The sequence below is a fragment of the Curtobacterium poinsettiae genome, from assembly GCF_025677645.1.
In the GTDB taxonomy this organism is placed as follows: domain Bacteria; phylum Actinomycetota; class Actinomycetes; order Actinomycetales; family Microbacteriaceae; genus Curtobacterium; species Curtobacterium poinsettiae_A.
The window spans coordinates 3214917-3231705 of the sequence record NZ_CP106879.1; the positions used below are offsets into that span (position 1 = coordinate 3214917).

Genomic DNA, 16789 nt, shown 5'->3' on the forward strand with positions numbered 1-16789 from the left:
ATCTTACGATACCGGAACGATCGTTACAGGGGTGTTCCCGCCGCGAGCACGGGCCGTCCGGCCAGCTGCCCCTCGACGCCGACCACACCGCCGTCCGCCGTGGCAATGCGACGACCGCGGAGCCAGGTCTCGGTGACGCTGCCGCGCACGCGGAGCCCGTCGAACGCGGACACCGGGTTGCGGTGCTCGAGCCCGGCGACGTCGACGACGGACTCGGCGGACGGGTCGAACACGGCGAAGTGCGCCAGGGCACCGGGAGCGATCACCCCACGGTCCCGCAGCCCGACCAGGGCGGCCGGACCGGTCGTGAACAGCGGCAGCAGCGCCTCGAGCGGGACCCCGCGACGCTCGGCCTCGGTCCACACCGCGCGGAACCCGACCTGCAGGCCGGCGACCCCACCCCAGGCCAGGCCCCAGTCGTCGGTCTTCAGGTCGGCGGTGGAGGGCGAGTGGTCCGACACGACGAGGTCGATCGTGCCGTCGAGCACGCCGGCCCACAGTGCGTCGCGGTTGGCGTCGTCGCGGATCGGTGGGCAGCACTTGTAGGCGGTCGCGCCGTCCGGGATCGTGCCCGCCTCGAACGACAGGTAGTGCGGGCACGTCTCGACCGTGATCCGGACGCCGTCGTCCTTCGCGGCGCGGAGCATCGGCAGCGCGCCCGCGTCGGACAGGTGCAGCACGTGCACCCGCGCACCGGTCGCCCGCGCGCCGTCGATGACCTGCGCGATCGCGGACCGTTCGGCGGCGACGGGCCGGGTGGCCAGGAAGTCGGCGTACCGACCGCCGAGCGCCTGGTGCGGCACGAGGTGCTCCGGGTCCTCGGCGTGCACGATCAGCAGGGCGTCGATCCGGGCGACCTCGGTGATCGCGGCGCGGAGCTGCTCGGGGTCGAGGTGCGGGAACTCGTCGACACCGCTCGGCGCCGTGAAGCACTTGAAGCCGAAGACGCCGGCGTCGTGCAGTGCGTCGAGCGCCCCGAGGCTCGCGGGGACGGCGCCGCCCCAGAAGCCGACGTCGACCGCCACCCGGCCCTCGGCACTCGCACGCTTGACGGCGAGCGCTTCGACCGTGGTGGTCGCGGGGATCGAGTTGAGCGGCATGTCCACGATCGTGGTAACGCCGCCCATCGCAGCGGCCCGGGTCGCGGACGCGAAGCCCTCCCACTCGCTGCGGCCGGGCTCGTTGACGTGCACGTGGGTGTCGACGAGTCCGGGGAGCAGCACCTGCCCGTCCGGCACGGTGTGGTCCTGCACGGCGTCGACGACCGCGTCGACGGACAGGACGCCGGTGACCCGGCCGTCGTGGACGACGACCGCGGCCGGGCGGAAGGCGCCGTCGACCCAGGCTCGCTGCGCGCGGACGACCAGGTCTGCCGTGTCGCCCGCCGGGAGGCCCGTCACGCGCTCGCCCCTGCCGTCGCGACCGTCGCCGGGTGGCGTTCGAAGCCCGCCAGCAGCCCCGACACCGCCTTCACGGGCGGCAGGGCGTACTCGCCGCGCTTGCCCGTGGACAAGCCGAGGCGGACGAGTGACTCCGCCAGGACCGTGGCCGCCGCGACGCCGTCGACGACCGGTGCCCCGATCGCCAGCGAGACCTCGGCGCAGAAGTCGGCCATGCCGGCGCACCCGAGCACGACGGCATCGGCTCCTCCGTCGATGACCGCTCGGCACTCCTCGATCACGAGCGCACGGGCACCGGACTCGGGGTCGTCGAGCTCGAGCACCGGGACCTCGCACGCCCGGATCTCCGTGACGAGCGGGGCGAAGCCGTAGCGCTCGGCGAGCTCGTGGGCGCGGCCGGTCGTGCGCGCCAGGGTGGTGACGACGCCGAACCGACGGCCGAGCATCGCGGCGGCGTGGAACCCGGCCTCGGCGATCCCGATCACCGGCACCGTCGCGAGCTCCCGCGCGGCGTCGAGCCCCGGGTCCCCGAAGCACGCCACGACGAAGGCGTCCACCCCGTCCTGCTCACCGCGGGCGATCTGCTCGAGCAACCCGGGCACGGCCAGGGCCTCTTCGTAGTGGCTCTCGATCGAGGCCGGCCCCATCGAGGGCTCGACCGCTTCGACCAGCGTGCCGGGAGCGGCGACGGCCTGGGCCGCGATGCCGATCGCCCGCGTCATCGACGCGGTGGTGTTGGGGTTGACGACGCGGATGCGCATCGGGGTCCTTCCGGTGGAGCGAGTGGAGCGGTGGAACCGGTGGTGCTGGGTGGTGACCATCGTGGCGGGGGCGGGGCGGGCCTCCCGGCCGTGGTGTGGATCTGTGGACGACCGAGCGCCGCGGCCCGCCCTGTGGAGGACGGGCCACGACGCGGGTGGTCAGACGCGACCGACGGCCGCGCCGTCGTCGACCGAGGGGTCCTCCGCGTCGAGCACGGGCATGCTCGGCCGGACACGCTCGAGCGCCCAGAAGACGACGAGGCCCAGGCCGCACCCGATGAACCAGCTGTAGCTCGCCAGCCACGGCAGCACGCCGAGTGCCGGGGGCAGGACCGCGCTCGCCACCGAGATCGCGCCGGTGACCACGAGGGTCCAGATGGCGTTCGGGTTGAACCCGCCGCGGTACCAGTACCGCGCGGTGCGGCTGGTGGAGTACATGTCGTCGATCGCGATGCGCTGCTTGCCGACGATGTAGTAGCCCGCGATGAGGATGCCGAACAGCGGGCCGATCAGCGCACCGAGCACCCCGAGCGTGTACAGGATCGCCTGGTCGTTGCCGTACCAGTTCCACGGGGTGAGGAGCACGGAGCCGACCGCGGCGATCATGCCACCGGCCCGCCACGAGATCTTCCGGGGTGCCACGTTCGAGAAGTCGAACGCGGGGCTGATGAAGTTCGCCACGATGTTGATGCCGACGGTCGCGGTGACGAAGGTCAGGCCACCGAGCAGGATCGCGAAGGGTGCTCCGATGGCCTGCACGGTCTCGATCGGGTCGGTGATGAGCTTGCCGAACACCGGCACCGTCGCACTGGCGCAGAGCACCGTCAGGACCGAGAAGAACAGGAAGTTGATCGGCAGTCCCCAGAAGTTGCCGCGCTTGACCGCGCGGAACGACCGGCCGTAGCGCGAGAAGTCACCGAAGTTCAGCATCGGGCCGGAGAAGTAGCTGACCACCAGGGCGACCGCGGACAGCATCACCGGGATCGACGCCCCGAACGACAGCGGCTCGCCGGCCGACAGGGTGAACGAGATGTTGCCGATGCCCGCCTGGCTGACCAGGTAGACCGCGAGCACGATCATCACCACGTAGACCGCCGGTCCGGCCCAGTCGATGAACCGCTTGATGGCCTCCATGCCCATCCAGAACAGCGCGCCCTGTGCCACCCACAGGATCGCGTACGAGATCCACCCCAGGGCCGACAGCCCGAGGAACGAGTGGTCGAGCAGCCCCGCCGACGCCGGGATGAACTTGAGGAAGACGATGTTCAGCGACTGGGCGGCGAGGAAGGTCTGCACGCCGTACCAGGCCATCGCGATGAGGCCACGGATGATGGCGGGGACGTTCGCGCCGAGCACCCCGAACACCGCGCGGTTGATCACCGGGTACGGCACACCGGTGCGCTGCGACGGCTTCGCGACCAGGTTGGCGAAGACCTGCACGATGAGGATGCCGACCACCAGGGCGATGAGCACCTGCCAGCTCGCGATCCCGAGGGCGAAGAGCGACCCGGCGGTGACGTAGCCGCCGACGGAGTGCACGTCGGACATCCAGAAGGCGAAGAAGTTGTAGCTCGTCCAGCGCTGCTCGCGCAGCGGGGCGAGGTCCTCGTTCGTGAGCGCCGGGTCGTACCCGGGCTTGACGACACCGGCACCCGCTGGGGCGGGAGCGGCGGTCGTGGTGGGGGCGTGGGGCGCGGCGACTGGTGTCGCGATGTCGGTAGCCATGGCGTCCTCCGAGGGAGTGGGAAGCGGGGCGGTGCGTGCTTGAGCACGAAGCTACGGAGCGACTTCGCCCCCGCCGTTTCCCTCGTGTAACGGTCGTGTGTCCCGGACCCCGTCCTGGAACGAGCGTTCCGGGATGGTGGTGAAGACCGGCGCCGACCGCACCCGGAGCCGCGCTGCGGCTTGCCGCATCGATCGGCGCCGACCCCGCACGGACCCCGCCACGACCCGAGCCGCGGGGACCGCCGGTGGTACGAATCGACCATGAGCAGGGGAATCAGGATCGACCACGTGGGCGTCACGGTGCCGGACATCGACGCAGCCACGCAGTTCTTCGAGGCGGCGTTCGACGCCGTCGTCCTGTACGACATGCGGCGTCGTGACGAGACGCCGAACAGCAGTTCCGAGGCGCACGGCTACCTCGGCATCCCGAGCACCATGGCGCAGGGGGCCATGCGGATGCTCGCGCTGCCGGAGGGGCCGGGGCTCGAGCTGTTCGAGTACCTGGGGCCCGAGCAGCGGAACGCCGCACACCCGTCCGACCTGGGGTGGCAGCACCTGGCGATGTACGCCGACGACCTGGACGAGACGCTCGCCCGGGTCGAGTCAGCCGGCGGGACCCGGAACTCCGACCCGCGCGACCTGCGTGGTGACGAGGCGGGGGCCGGTAACCGGTTCGTCTACACGCGCACGCCGTGGGGGTCGACGCTCGAGCTCGTCAGCTACCCGACGCCGCAGCCGTACCTGGTGTACGCGCCGCGGCCGAAGTGGGCGCCGTGGCCGATGCCGGACGACGTCTACCCGGTGCCGGCACCCGCCGTGCACTGACGACTCAGTGGCGGGGCACCTGCCCCGTCCGCCGCACGGCCCGTTCGAGCAGTTCGACGTCGATCCCGACGTGCTGCCGGGCGATCACGCCCGCCTCGGGCGCCCGCCCCGAACACACCGCGTCCACCAGCAGTTCGTGCTCGCGGAGCGCACGGGTCTCCATCTCCGCCATGCCCTCGGCCGTGCCCCACAAGTGCGCCGGAGCGGCGATGGAGATCTGCGCCTCCAACCCGGCGAGCGCGGTCCGCAGGGCGTCGTTCCGGGCGGCGTCGATGATCGTCCGGTGCAGCACGGCGTCGGCTCGCTGCTTCTCGAGACCCGAGGTGGCGTCGCGGAACACCTCGAGCCGTGCACGGATCAGGGCGGCGTCCTCCGGGGTGACCCGTTCCGCGGCGGCCGTCGCGAGCGCCCCGTGCAACAGCGCGATGGCGTCAGCGGTGTCCTGGATCGCCTCCCACCGGGCGAGCAGCACCCGTCCGACGGCGTCCGATGAGCTGTCCGGCCACTCGGTGCGGACGAACGTGCCACCGCCCCGGCCTCGACGGGTCTCGAGCAGCCCCCGTTCGACGAGTCGCGCGATCGCGCCCCGCACGGTGACCCGGGCCACGCCGAGCAGGCCGGCGAGTTCGCGTTCCGGCGGCAGGTTCGCGCCGGGCAGGTACTCGCCCACGGCGACGGCGGTCACGAGGCGGTCCTCGACCTCGTCGACGCGCGTCTCGGTCGCACGATCGGACACACGGACCCCCTTCGCGGTGTTACGACCACGTTAAGGCAGCAGAAAAGGTATTGCGTGGGACCTTTTTCCACTCCATGCTGACCCCCATGTCCAGCATCACCGCATCCACGATGCCGTTCCGCGACGGCGAGACCTGGTACCGGGTCACCACGCCCGACAGCCCGGTCGCCGGCGCACTGCCCCTCGTCGTCCTGCACGGCGGGCCCGGCATGGCCCACGACTACCTCCGGAACCTCGCGGCCCTGGCCGACGAGACCGGCCGGACCGTCGTCCACCACGACCAGTTCGGCTGCGGCCGGAGCAGCCACCGCCCCGACGCACCGGTCGACACCTGGCAGCCACAGCTGTTCGTCGACGAGTACGCCGCCCTGGTCGAGCACCTCGGGCTCGGCGACCACCACGTGCTCGGACAGTCGTGGGGCGGCATGCTCGGCGCCGAGATCGCGGTGCAGCAGCCCGCGGGGCTCCGGTCACTGGCGATCTGCAACTCCCCCGCGTCGATGCAGCTCTGGGTCGACGGCGCCGCCGAGCTGCGCGCGCAGCTGCCCGCCGACGTGCAGGACGCCCTGACCCGGCACGAGACGGCCGGCACCGTCGACGACCCCGAGTACCTGGCGGCGACGCAGGTCTTCTACGAGCGGCACGTCTGCCGCGTGGTCCCGAGCCATCCGGACTTCGTCGACTCCGAGGAGCAGATGGAGCGCGAGCCGACTGTCTACCACACGATGAACGGCCCGAACGAGTTCCACGTCATCGGCACGATGCGTGACTGGACCATCGTCGACCGGCTCGACCGCATCGCCGTGCCGACGCTCGTCGTCGCCGGCGAGTACGACGAGGCCACGCCCGCCACGTGGGCGCCGTTCGTCGAGCGGATCGCCGACGTCCGGCAGCACGTCTTCCCCGGCGCGAGCCACTGCTCGCACCTGGAGCAGCCGGCGGAGTTCCGCCGGGTCGTCGCGACCTTCCTGGCCGCGCACGACGACGCCTGACCCGGCCACCTCCGGTCTGGAGGCGCGGGACGGGCCCGCCCCGCGCCTCCGGTCCGGAAGTCCCCACCCCCACGGCCGCACCCGCCTTCCCCGACGACACCACCCGCTCCCCTTCCCCGGCACCGCCCCCTCTGCACCGTCCCTCCACCCGAAACGGAACCCGACATGTCGCAGCAGCACAGTGAGCTCTCCGCACAGCAGCAGCTCGAGGCCTACGGCTACAAGCAGGAGCTCAAGCGCTCCGTCTCCACCACCGACCTGCTCATCTACGGCCTGGTCTTCATGGTCCCGATCGCCCCCTGGGCGATCTTCGGGACCGTCTACAACGCCTCCAGCGGCATGGTGCCGCTGGTGTACCTCGTCGGCCTCGTCGCGATGATCTTCACCGCCCTGGCCTACGCGCAGATGGCGAAGTCGATCCCCCTCGCCGGCAGCGTGTTCTCGTACGTCGGCCGCGGCATCCACCCCACCGCCGGGTTCTTCGCCGGCTGGGCGATCCTGCTCGACTACCTGCTCGTCCCGACGCTGCTCTACGTGTTCGCCGCCGAGAGCATGGTCGGGATCTTCCCGGGCACGCCCCGCTGGCTGTGGGCACTCGTGTTCGTCGCGATCAACACCGTCATCAACCTGGCCGGGGTGTCCTCGCTCAAGCTCGCGAACCGCGTCTTCCTGCTCATCGAGCTCGTCTTCGTCGCGATCTTCGTCGTCATCGCCATCGTCGCGCTGACCGGTGGGACGATCCCCGACGCGTCCTTCGGCACCGAGCAGATCTGGGACCCGGCCAAGGTGTCGGCGCCGCTCATCGCCTCGGCCCTGTCGATCGCGGTGCTGAGCTTCCTGGGCTTCGACGGCATCTCGACGCTGTCCGAGGAGTCCACCGGCCGTCGTGGCGGGGCTGGCACGGCGATGATCCTGGCGCTCGTCATCGTCGCGTTCCTGTTCATCCTGCAGACCTGGCTCGCGTCCGCCCTGGCCGCGGGGCGGGACTCGTTCTCGGACAGCGAGGCCGGCAACGCCTTCTTCACCATCGTCGAACAGGCCTCGTCGAGCGGGTGGGCCACCGCGTTCTTCGCCGTCAACGTGCTCGCCGTCGGCATCGCGAACGCCATGGCCGCGCAGGCCGCGACGAGCCGCCTGCTCTTCTCGATGAGCCGCGACCGTCAGCTGCCCGCGTTCCTGCACAAGCTCAACGGGCGCCAGGTGCCGCAGAACGCGATCATCATCGTCTCGGTGCTCTCCGCGATCCTGGTGCTGTTCTTCGTCGGGCAGATCGACACGATCTCGTCGCTCGTGAACTTCGGCGCGCTGTTCGGCTTCATGCTCCTGCACGTCTCCGTCTTCGTGCACCACGTCGTCAAGGGGAAGTCGCGCAACTGGCTGCTGCACCTGGTCGTCCCGCTGGTCGGGTTCCTGATCATCGGGTACGTCCTGCTCAACGCCGCGGTCGAGGCGAAGGTCGGCGGGATCGTCTGGCTGATCGTCGGCGCGGCCGTGTTCCTGTACTACCGACGCACCGGCCGTTCCACCGAGGTCGGCTCCGAAGCAGAACCGACGACGGAGGACGCACGATGACCCCGGACCACTTCCTGCCGAACACCCTCGGCCGCCCCGGGTTCTCCGCGGATCGGGAGCCCGTGCTGCGGGTCCGCCCCGGTACCGGCGAGACCATCGGCTTCGAGACCACCGACGCCGTCTACGCCGAACTCGACCAGCACCACGACATGGCGCAGCTGCAGGCCCCGATCAACCCGGTGACCGGTCCGGTGTTCGTCGAGGGGGCAGAACCCGGCGACACCCTCGTGGTGACCATCCACGCCATCGAGCTGACCACGCACGGGTGGTCGGTGTCCCTGCCCGGCTCCGGAGCCCTGCAGCACGTGATGGGCGACCGGGTCTTCGCCCGCCGCTGCCCGATCTCGGACGGCACGGTGCAGGTGTCCGACCGGCACCGGTTCCCCGTCCGGCCGATGATCGGGTGCATCGGGACGGCCCCGGCCGAGGGTGAGAACTCGACGATCATGCCGGCCTACCCGGAGGGCGGCAACATGGACGTCACCGAGGCCCGCCCCGGCTCGACCGTTTCCCTGCCCGTCCGGGTCCCCGGTGCGCTGCTGTCGATCGGCGACATCCACGCGCTCATGGCCGAGGGCGAGTCGTCGTTCGTCGCCATCGAGGCCCAGGGCACCGCGATCGTCTCCGTCGACCTGGTCAAGGGCGGCCCGGTGCTCCGCGCACCCCGCATCGAGACCGCCGACGACTGGCTGTTCGTCGGCCTCGGCGACCCCGTGCAGGAGAGCGTCCGGCGCGGGTACGAGGACGCCTTCGCGTTCCTCGTCGACGAGCACGGCTGGAGTGCCGAGGACGCCTACGCGGTGCTGAGCGCGGTCGGTGACTCGAAGCTCGGCGGGCCGACCGGCTCCACCGCCCCGGACCCGTTGCACCCCTTCGCGGCCGTCGGCGCGGTCACCCTGCACCGGGTGCCGAAGGCGGTGCTGTGAGGGTTCGCCGATGCTGACGAGCCCTTCGTGAGCAGGGATGGTCGGGTGCCGAACGGTGACCCGACCATCCCTGCGCACGAAGCGCACGACGCTCGCTCCGCCCGCCGGGAACCTGCACAGGGGTGTGCACGATGATGGGCGCATGCACGAGACCATCCGCTACGTCGCGATCGGCGACAGCTTCTCGGAGGGGATCGGCGACGCCGGTCCCGCTCCCCTCCCCGGCTGGACCGGACGACTCGCGAGCGCGATGGCGGCTGCGTCGGACGCCGACGTCTCGTACGCCAACCTCGCGGTGCGCGGACGGCTGCTCGCCGGGGTCCTCGACGGGCAGCTCGACGCGGCGCTCGACCTCGACCCGGCCCCGACGCTCATCACGTTCTGCGCCGGCGGGAACGACCTGCTCCGCCCCCGCTTCGACGTCGACGCCCTCATCCGCCGGGTCGAGTCCGCCGTCGACCGGGTCGAGGCGCGCGGCGCGCGGATGGCACTGCTCAGCCCTGCCGACCCGAGCGCGCGGCTGCCCCTCGGATCGCTCATCAACCGTCGCGGTGACGCCTGGGCCGGAGCGCTCGGCGAGTTGGCCCAGCGCCGCGGCCTGCCGTTCGTCGACGTGTCCCGCGACCCGCACCTGCGCCGTGCGGAGTTCTGGTCCGAGGACCGCCTGCACATGAACGCGACCGGGCACCAGCGTGTCGCCGACCTGGCGCTGCACGCCGTCCTGGACGGCCCGGCGGCCGCCGACCCCGCGTCCGTGCACGCCGGTCGCACCGGCTTCCGGGCCGAGGCCCGCTACTACCGCGAGTACGTCCTACCGTGGGTCGGGCGGCGGGTCACCCGGCGCTCGTCCGGCGACGGCCGGTCAGCGACCTACCCGGCGTGGACGCCGGTCGCGTAGACCCGCGTCGTCCCACCGGTCAGGGCGTGGGCGAACTCGTCGCCCGTCGCCACGAAGCCGCCCGCCTCGTACAGCCGCACCGCCCGGTCGTTGTCGCCGAGCACGTGCAGCGCCACGCGGGGGTGCCCGGCGGCCCGGGCGTCGTGCACCGCCTCGGACAGCAGCGACCGTCCGACGCCGCGGGCCTGCACGCCGGGGCGCACCGCGAGCAACGACAGGTAGGCGGCGTCCGCCGGGTCCGTCGACCGACCGGTGCCCGGTGCCGTGACGAGCACGAAGCCGTCCACCGCACCGTCCGGGCCTGCAGCCACCAGCCAGGCGACGTGCTCCGCCGCGAACTTCTGCCGCGCGCGCTCCCGCACCGCCGGGTCCTCGGCGGCACCGTCACGGGCGGCCACGGCCGCGGCCCACAGGTCGATGCAGGTGTCGGTCTCGTCCGGGGTCGCAGGACGCACGACCACGGACGACTCGATCACCCGCTCAGCCTACGACCGCCCGGCTCCCGATCCTGAACGACGCCCCACGGTGCTCGTCGGGCAGCCGGTCCCCGCGGCCGTGCAGCTTCTGGCGGAGCGACCCCGACCCGTACTCCTCCGGGTAGGCCCCGCGGGCACGGAGCTCCGGGATCACGAACTCGATGACGTCCTCCCACGTGCCCGGGGTCACCGCGTACGCCAGGTTGAAGCCGTCGACGTCGGTCAGCTCCTGGATCTCCTGCAGCCGGTCGGCGATGGTCGCTCCCCCGCCGACCGCCACCGGGCCGAGGCCGCCGATCGCGGTCTGCCGTGCCAGGTCGCGGATCGTCCACTTCGATCCGTCCTCCCCGGTCGCCGCCGCGATGTTCGCCGCCGCCGACTGGATCGCGTTCGACTCGACGTCACCCAGGGGCTGGTCCGGGTCCCACTGCGACAGGTCGACGCCCATCCAGCCGGAGTTGAGCACCAGCGCACCGAGCTCCGACGCGTACGACAGGTAGTCCTCGTACTTCGCCTGGGCCAGCTCGTCGGTGGCGTCCGTGATCACGGTGAGCAACGTGTACACGCGAGCGGCGTACCGGTCGCGACCAGCTGCCTCCAGGGCGTCGCGGACCTTCGCGACGGTCGACGCGAGCTGCTCCACGGTCGGCGCGCCCACGAAGACCGCTTCCGCGTTCTCCGCCGCGAAGCGGATGCCGCGCGGCGACGCGCCCGCCTGGTAGATGACGGGCGTGCGCTGCACCGACGGCTCGGACAGGTGGATGCCCGGCACGTCGAAGTGCGTGCCGTGGTGCTCGATCGGGTGCACCTTCGCCGGGTCCGTGAAGACCCCGGCTTCGCGGTCGGCGACGACGGCGTCGTCCTCCCACGAGCCCTCCCACAGCTTGTAGAGGACCTCGAGGTACTCGTCCGCCACGTCGTACCGATCGTCGTGCGACAGCTGGTCGGTCTGGCCCATGTTCCGCGCGGCACTCGGCAGGTACCCGGTGACGACGTTCCAGCCGACCCGGCCCTTGGTCAGGTGGTCGAGCGTCGACATGCGTCGTGCGAACGGGTACGGGTGCTCGTAGGCGGTGCCCGCCGTGATGCCGAAGCCCAGGTGCTCGGTCACCGAGGCCATGGCCGACACGAGCAGGATCGGGTCGTTCACGGGCACCTGCGACCCGGTGCGGAGCGCGGCCTCGTTCGAGCCGCCGTACACGTCGTAGGTGCCCAGGACGTCGGCGATGAAGATGCCGTCGAACGCCCCGCGCTCGAGCGTCTTCGCCAGGTCCGTCCAGTAGGTCAGGTCGCGGTAGTCCCGCGACCGGTCGCGGGGGTGCCGCCACAGTCCGGAGGACTGGTGCGCGACGCAGTTCATGTCGAACGCGTTGAAGCGGATCTGCCGGTGCTCGCTGCTGGTGGTCACGGGTCGAGACGCTACGTCGGACACCTGCGACCGTCACGCATCGTGACGAAGCGTGACGGTCGGCTCCGGCACCGGCCTGGAGGCCCGCCCCGCGTCCGCCACGCCACCCCGCGCCGGGCGCGTGGCCGGTTCCCGGGCTCAGGCGCGGTCGTGGAGCGTGACGTGGTACCCGTCGGGGTCGGCGAACGTGAACGTCCGGCCGAAGGGACCGTCGATCGGCGCCGAGACGATGCGGTGCCCGTCGGCGACCAGCGCGTCGTGGATCGCCTGCACGTCCGTCGCGTGCAGCCAGATCGCGGCGCCGATGCCGGGCTGCGCCACCGCGTCGAGGTCCGTGCCGGGCACCAGGTCGCGCAGGGCGAAGGCGATCGGGGTGGTCTCGAACACGACGGCGTGCGGCGGACCGGCCTGCGAGCGGACGAGGCCGAGGTACCGCTCGTAGAACGCCTGCGAGGCATCGAGGTCGCGGGTCTGCAGGGAGATGAAGTCGGGGCCGGTGACGGGCATGTGGTGCTCCTTCGGTTTGTGTCAGTCTTCTGACACCGAGCAATCTATGTCAGACTACTGACATGCGTCAAGACGACACCGGCATCCACCTCGAGACGTCGATCGGCTACCTGCTCAAGGAGACCGCGAGCGCCCTCCGCACGTCGATGGAGGCCGTGCTGCGTCCGCTCGGCATGACGGTGACGCACTACTCCTGCCTGGAGTTGCTCGCACAGCGCCCCGGCCTGTCGAACTCCGAACTCGCGCGGGGCACCTTCGTCACCCGGCAGTCGATGAACGTCCTGCTGCAGACCCTGGAGCGGGACGGCTTCGTCACCCGCGCCACCGAGCCGTCGGTCGGCAAGGCGCTCCCCACGCAGCTGACCGACAGCGGGCGGCAGAGCCTGGCGCAGGCGAGTGCGGCGATCCGCGGGGTCGAGCAGCGGATGCTCGCCGACCTGACCGAGGACCAGCAGACCGCGGCCCGTCAGATCCTGCGGAGCATGGTGACGTCGCTCCGCAGTCAGGCCACGTAGCGCACCGACGCGGCACCCTTCGGCGCGTACCGTTCGTCGAAGTCTCGCTCGTTGGGGATCCACACGTCCCGCCAGAGCGCATCATGCCTGCGCCCGAGCGCGCGGTCGCGCGCCATGCCCCGACGTGCCGCCGTGTCGAGGTCGACGTCACACCAGATGCTGAGGTCGAGGTGAGGAGATGTGTCGGGATGGAAGAGCCCGATCAGGTCGACGATCAGCACATCCGTCCGCGGCAGCGGCTCAGCGGGGCCGAGGGCTCGAACCGACCAGTCGAACCGCTGGAACGTGCTCGCCCGACCGGCCCGGTGCGGTTCGAGCACCGACGAGACCAGACGGGGACGATCGACGCCGTCCCAGTCGACGGAGCGCTGATGGGACCGAACGGGGTCGAGGAAGTCGTCGCCTCGGACACGGGCCGCGCCGGGGATCTCCCCGACGAGCGTGCGCGTCAGCGTGGACTTGCCGGATCCGCAGTACCCGGAGACACCGACGACGATCGGTGCACGAGCCGAGGCACGGCGGGACGCGACGAGCTCGATGACGCCGCTGCGGTCCATCGGGCAAGCGTACGAGGTCGATGACGGTGCGCCGGTGTTCGTAGGCTGAGCGGATGGACGTCGCGCTGCGGGACAGCACCACCGAGGACCTCGAATGGCTCGTCGAGCTCCGGGCAGTGGTGCTGCGCGACGACCTGACCCGGCTCGGGGTGTTCGACGAGACGCGCGTCCGGCAGCGCCTCCGCGACGCGTTCCGACCGCCGCTGACCAGCATCGTCGTGGTCGACGGCCGCGACGTCGGATCGATCACCGTGCGGGTCGAGGACGACGTCCGCTGGGTCGAGCACTTCTACCTCGCGCCCGACGTCCAAGGCCGTGGAGTCGGTTCGACCGTGCTGCGCGCCGTCCTCGACGAGCCCCACGACGGTCCGACGCGGCTCAACGTGCTGGTGGGCAGCCCTGCTCGCCGACTCTACGAACGCCACGGGTTCCTGCTCGACACCGACGACGGCGTCGACGTGTTCATGACGCTGCGGGCCGCCGATCGAGCACCCCACGGAGCGCACTGAGCTGCTCGTCGACGATGTCGGCCATCCGGCGCTCGGCCGGTCCGGTGACCCAGGCCTCGAGGGCCAGGTGGAACAGCATCACGGTCGTCTCGGCGATCACCGCCGCCTCGGACGGATCGAGCCCGCGGTGGACGAAGGCGTCGCGTACCGCGTCCGTCAGGTCGGCACGCTTCCGTGCGTCGCGCTCCCGGAGCGAGGACTCGGACAGCACCAGCCGCCGCACCGCGCCGACCTCACTGTGACGCCCCTCGAATCGCTCGTCGGCAACGGTGCGGAGGCCGTGCACGACGATGTCGAGCGGGTCGGTCCCAGCCGGCGCGACCTCGATGGCGGCCCGGGCGAGGTCGGGGATCTCGTCGCCGGCGAAGATCACCTCGCGCTTGTCGGCGAAGTACCGGAAGAAGGTGCGGGTCGTCAGGCCGGCCCGTGCGGTGATCTGCGGCACGGTCGTCGCCTGGTAGCCCTGCTCGGCGAAGAGCTCGAACGCCGCTCGCTCGAGTCGCCCTCGGGCATCCGGAGACCAACGCATGTGTCCACAGTAGTGGTGATGACACGTCGTGTCATGGTTGTATTGGCGATGACACTTCGTGTCATGACCCACTTCGAGCAAGAGATCGGGACACCATGCCGTCATCGGGCAACGCAGCACTCTGGACCACGTCCGCCGGGCGGTTCGCCGTCGGGCCCGCACCGGTCCCCGAGCCCGGCCCCGGCGAGCTCGTCGTCCGCGCCGAGGCAGTCGCCGTCAACCCGGTCGACGCCGTCGGCGGGCTCTTCCGGCACCTGGTGTTCCCGAAGCTGCGGTTCCCCGCGATCCTCGGGTCCGACGTCGCCGGCACCGTCGTCGCGATCGGCCCGGACGTCGAGCGGTTCCGCGTGGGCGACCGGGTCGTCGGGCACGCCGCGGGGCAGGAGCAGCACCGGAACAGTGCCGCCGAGGGCGCCTTCCAGCACCAGGTCCTGCTGCTCGACCGTGTGACGACCCCGGTTCCCGACGACCTGTCCGCCGAGCAGGCGGCGGTCCTGCCGCTCGCTGTCTCGACCGCAGCGGCCGGTCTCTTCGAACCGGACCAGCTCGCGCTGTCGCTCCCGACCGCCGACACGTCCGAGCGCCCCGGCGTCGTCCTGGTGTGGGGCGCGTCCACGAGCGTCGGCGCCAACGCCGTCCAGCTCGCCCGGGCTGCCGGGTATGCCGTGATCGGTACCGCGTCACCGAAGAACCACGGGTTCGTGCAGTCGCTCGGGGCCGAGGCCGTGTTCGACTACCGCGACGACGGTGCCGCACGCCGCATCCTCGAGACACTCGCCGACCGCGAGCTCGCCGGCACCCTCGCGTTCGGCCAGGGCTCACTGACCCGCACGCTCCCGATCGTCCGGGCAGCCACCGGCTCCGGACGACTCGCGTCGGCGTACCCGACGCCGGTGACCACGATCCGTGCGCGGCTCGAGCGCCGACACGGGGTCACCATCACCGCGATCTGGGGCGGCCGCCCGACGGAGTCCGAGGTCGGCCCCGCGATCTACCGCGACTTCCTGCCCGAGGCGCTCCGCACCGGGAGGTACCGTGCCACCCCGACCGCATCCGTCGTCGGATCTGGACTCGCCACGATCCCGGACGCCCTCGCCGAGCTCCGCGCCGGCGTATCCGCCCGGAAGCTCGTCGTGACGCTCCCCTGAGCCGGTAGCGTCAGCGATGTGACCGATGCCCACGAGCAGGACGACGAGACGTTCGAGATCATGATGTCGGGCGGCGCCACGCCGCGGGGGCACCTGCAGGACCCGAGCGCCGTGACGCTGCACCTGGACCCGCGGCTCCTCGGCGACACCACCAGGGGCAAGGAGATGTTCGCCCTGGCGATCGACCAGCAGCACACCGCACTGTCCGACTACGCCACCGCCATCGAGGCCGCCGACGGTGACGTGACTGCTCCGGCCGTGCAGGACGCCGCGACCGCACTGCACGAGGCGCTCCGGTTCCTGCCGATCGCCCACACCGTGTACACGGGCGTCGGTTTCCCCACCGCCCGCGTCGGGGACGACCCCCGCCCGACCTCGCTGCGGCCGGAACGCGGCGAGCGCGGCCTCGGCGTCCACCCGGACGTGCTCACGGCGATCCACGGAGACACCTCGCAGCGCTGGGAGCTCGCGTGCGAAGAGGACCTCCCCCTCGCCGTCGAGATCACACTGGCGACCGACCCGGACGAGAACGTGCGGTCCGCCTTCCTCATGGCGACGAGGTCACGAACCGTCGTCCTGCTCATGGAACAGCGAGAGACCGACCCGGGCGTCCTCGACCAGCTCGCCCAGCAGAGCCACGCGAGCCCCGCGCGCAAGTTCCCCCTGCCGCTCGCCGACCTCGTTCCCCGAGAGCTGGACGGCCTCTACGAGCTCCTCGGTCTCGACGACGATGCGGTCGCGCTCGCGAAGGCCCGCTGGGCACGGGCGCAGGATCGGAACGAGCGCATCAGCGTCGGTGACGCGCTGCGCGAGATCGGCGTCATTAGCTGATCCGCTTGGCGTACCAGCGGTCCGAGTACGGATCATCGTTGAACTGCGACACCCGGACGAAGCCGAGCCGTTCGTAGAGCGCACAGGCCTCGGCGAGCTCAGCGCGGGTGTCCAGCCGCAGCGACGTGATTCCGCGTCCCTGGCAGACCTCCTCGACGTGGCGCAGGAGCGCCGAACCGACGCCTCGGCCGCGGTGCTCCGGCAGCGTGAACACCTTGGTCAGTTCGCCGACGGCACCGACGAAGCGCACGCCGGCGCAGGCGACAGCGGCTTCCGCGTCACTCGCGACGACGAACACCCCGGAGTCACCCTGCAGGTCGTCGTACGGCTCCTCGTCGAGCGCGCGGTCGACCTCGGCCGGCGTCGCCGCCCGCCCGTACCACCGCGACGCGACCTCCGTCAGGTAGGCCCGCACGATCGCGTCGGCCCGGCCTGCGCCAGGTTGCTCCGTCTCGATGGTCATCGCTTCCCTTG

General features: G+C 71.5%; 19 protein-coding genes. 9 read left to right on the forward strand and 10 right to left on the reverse strand.

Going from position 1 to position 16789, the window contains the following annotated elements; translation table 11 throughout:
- Positions 1-23 precede the first annotated feature (23 nt).
- The 3 genes from allB to OE229_RS15385 all read right to left on the reverse strand — a co-directional run bounded on the left by allB (position 24) and on the right by OE229_RS15385 (position 3886).
- On the reverse strand, positions 24-1400 hold the full coding sequence (allB, locus tag OE229_RS15375) for an allantoinase AllB (protein WP_262138740.1): 1377 nt from the start codon (positions 1398-1400) through the stop codon (positions 24-26).
- Complete coding sequence (locus OE229_RS15380) at positions 1397-2161, reverse strand: aspartate/glutamate racemase family protein (RefSeq protein WP_262138741.1); 765 nt, start codon at positions 2159-2161, stop codon at positions 1397-1399. The genes allB and OE229_RS15380 overlap by 4 nt, the downstream gene beginning before the upstream one ends.
- A 159-nt stretch (positions 2162-2320) precedes the next feature.
- Positions 2321-3886 carry an NCS1 family nucleobase:cation symporter-1 gene (locus OE229_RS15385; RefSeq protein ID WP_262138742.1) on the reverse strand — a complete coding sequence of 522 codons (1566 nt, stop codon included), beginning with the start codon at positions 3884-3886 and terminating at the stop codon, positions 2321-2323.
- 261 nt (positions 3887-4147) lie between these two features.
- On the opposite strand from OE229_RS15385, the gene OE229_RS15390 reads away from it, so the two are divergent.
- Entirely contained in the window at positions 4148-4711 is a 564-nt protein-coding gene (locus tag OE229_RS15390; RefSeq protein WP_071405071.1) for a VOC family protein, read from the forward strand.
- A gap of 4 nt (positions 4712-4715) precedes the next feature.
- Here OE229_RS15390 and OE229_RS15395 read toward each other — a convergent pair whose 3' ends face one another.
- A complete protein-coding gene (locus OE229_RS15395) occupies positions 4716-5447 on the reverse strand; it encodes a FadR/GntR family transcriptional regulator (protein ID WP_182066087.1) in 732 nt (243 codons plus the stop codon).
- Between the two features lie 86 nt (positions 5448-5533).
- Here OE229_RS15395 and OE229_RS15400 point away from each other — a divergent pair, with 86 nt between their 5' ends.
- The 4 genes from OE229_RS15400 (at position 5534) to OE229_RS15415 (ending at position 9835) form a co-directional block, all read left to right on the forward strand.
- Complete coding sequence (locus OE229_RS15400) at positions 5534-6439, forward strand: proline iminopeptidase-family hydrolase (RefSeq protein ID WP_262138743.1); 906 nt, start codon at positions 5534-5536, stop codon at positions 6437-6439.
- Positions 6440-6604: 165 nt separating this feature from the next.
- Positions 6605-8011 carry an APC family permease gene (locus OE229_RS15405; RefSeq protein WP_262138744.1) on the forward strand — a complete coding sequence of 469 codons (1407 nt, stop codon included), beginning with the start codon at positions 6605-6607 and terminating at the stop codon, positions 8009-8011.
- Positions 8008-8937 carry an acetamidase/formamidase family protein gene (locus OE229_RS15410; RefSeq protein WP_262138745.1) on the forward strand — a complete coding sequence of 310 codons (930 nt, stop codon included), beginning with the start codon at positions 8008-8010 and terminating at the stop codon, positions 8935-8937. Before OE229_RS15405 ends, OE229_RS15410 begins: the two co-directional genes overlap by 4 nt.
- 142 nt (positions 8938-9079) lie before the next feature.
- Positions 9080-9835 carry an SGNH/GDSL hydrolase family protein gene (locus tag OE229_RS15415; protein WP_262138747.1) on the forward strand — a complete coding sequence of 252 codons (756 nt, stop codon included), beginning with the start codon at positions 9080-9082 and terminating at the stop codon, positions 9833-9835.
- Here the strand turns inward: OE229_RS15415 and OE229_RS15420 are convergent.
- The 3 genes from OE229_RS15420 to OE229_RS15430 form a co-directional block, all read right to left on the reverse strand.
- Positions 9808-10311 (reverse strand): GNAT family N-acetyltransferase, encoded by a 504-nt coding sequence (locus OE229_RS15420; protein WP_262138749.1) that lies wholly within the window; start codon positions 10309-10311, stop codon positions 9808-9810. The two genes, OE229_RS15415 and OE229_RS15420, sit on opposite strands and share 28 nt — an antisense overlap.
- A gap of 4 nt (positions 10312-10315) precedes the next feature.
- Positions 10316-11719: an LLM class flavin-dependent oxidoreductase gene (locus OE229_RS15425; RefSeq protein ID WP_220032959.1), complete on the reverse strand. Its 1404-nt coding sequence runs from the start codon at positions 11717-11719 to the stop codon at positions 10316-10318.
- A gap of 138 nt (positions 11720-11857) precedes the next feature.
- Entirely contained in the window at positions 11858-12226 is a 369-nt protein-coding gene (locus OE229_RS15430) for a VOC family protein (protein WP_111087383.1), read from the reverse strand.
- A gap of 62 nt (positions 12227-12288) precedes the next feature.
- On the opposite strand from OE229_RS15430, the gene OE229_RS15435 reads away from it, so the two are divergent.
- The gene (locus OE229_RS15435; protein WP_182066082.1) at positions 12289-12741 is read left to right on the forward strand and encodes a MarR family winged helix-turn-helix transcriptional regulator; all 453 of its coding nucleotides are present in this window, start codon (positions 12289-12291) and stop codon (positions 12739-12741) included.
- On the opposite strand, the gene OE229_RS15440 is transcribed toward OE229_RS15435, so the two are convergent.
- Positions 12729-13298, reverse strand: coding sequence for a uridine kinase family protein (locus OE229_RS15440; protein ID WP_182066081.1), 570 nt, complete (start codon positions 13296-13298; stop codon positions 12729-12731). The two genes, OE229_RS15435 and OE229_RS15440, sit on opposite strands and share 13 nt — an antisense overlap.
- 53 nt (positions 13299-13351) lie before the next feature.
- Between OE229_RS15440 and OE229_RS15445 the strand changes: the two genes are divergently transcribed.
- Complete coding sequence (locus tag OE229_RS15445) at positions 13352-13807, forward strand: GNAT family N-acetyltransferase (protein ID WP_262138752.1); 456 nt, start codon at positions 13352-13354, stop codon at positions 13805-13807.
- On the opposite strand, the gene OE229_RS15450 is transcribed toward OE229_RS15445, so the two are convergent.
- Positions 13761-14336 (reverse strand): TetR/AcrR family transcriptional regulator, encoded by a 576-nt coding sequence (locus OE229_RS15450; protein WP_262138754.1) that lies wholly within the window; start codon positions 14334-14336, stop codon positions 13761-13763. The two genes, OE229_RS15445 and OE229_RS15450, sit on opposite strands and share 47 nt — an antisense overlap.
- A 95-nt stretch (positions 14337-14431) precedes the next feature.
- On the opposite strand from OE229_RS15450, the gene OE229_RS15455 reads away from it, so the two are divergent.
- Together OE229_RS15455 and OE229_RS15460 are read left to right on the forward strand one after the other, a co-directional pair.
- On the forward strand, positions 14432-15484 hold the full coding sequence (locus tag OE229_RS15455) for a zinc-binding alcohol dehydrogenase family protein (RefSeq protein ID WP_209133935.1): 1053 nt from the start codon (positions 14432-14434) through the stop codon (positions 15482-15484).
- An 18-nt stretch (positions 15485-15502) separates the two neighbouring features.
- The gene (locus OE229_RS15460; protein ID WP_262138757.1) at positions 15503-16315 is read left to right on the forward strand and encodes a hypothetical protein; all 813 of its coding nucleotides are present in this window, start codon (positions 15503-15505) and stop codon (positions 16313-16315) included.
- On the opposite strand, the gene OE229_RS15465 is transcribed toward OE229_RS15460, so the two are convergent.
- Positions 16308-16778, reverse strand: coding sequence for a GNAT family N-acetyltransferase (locus OE229_RS15465; protein ID WP_262138759.1), 471 nt, complete (start codon positions 16776-16778; stop codon positions 16308-16310). The two genes, OE229_RS15460 and OE229_RS15465, sit on opposite strands and share 8 nt — an antisense overlap.
- Positions 16779-16789 lie beyond the last annotated feature (11 nt).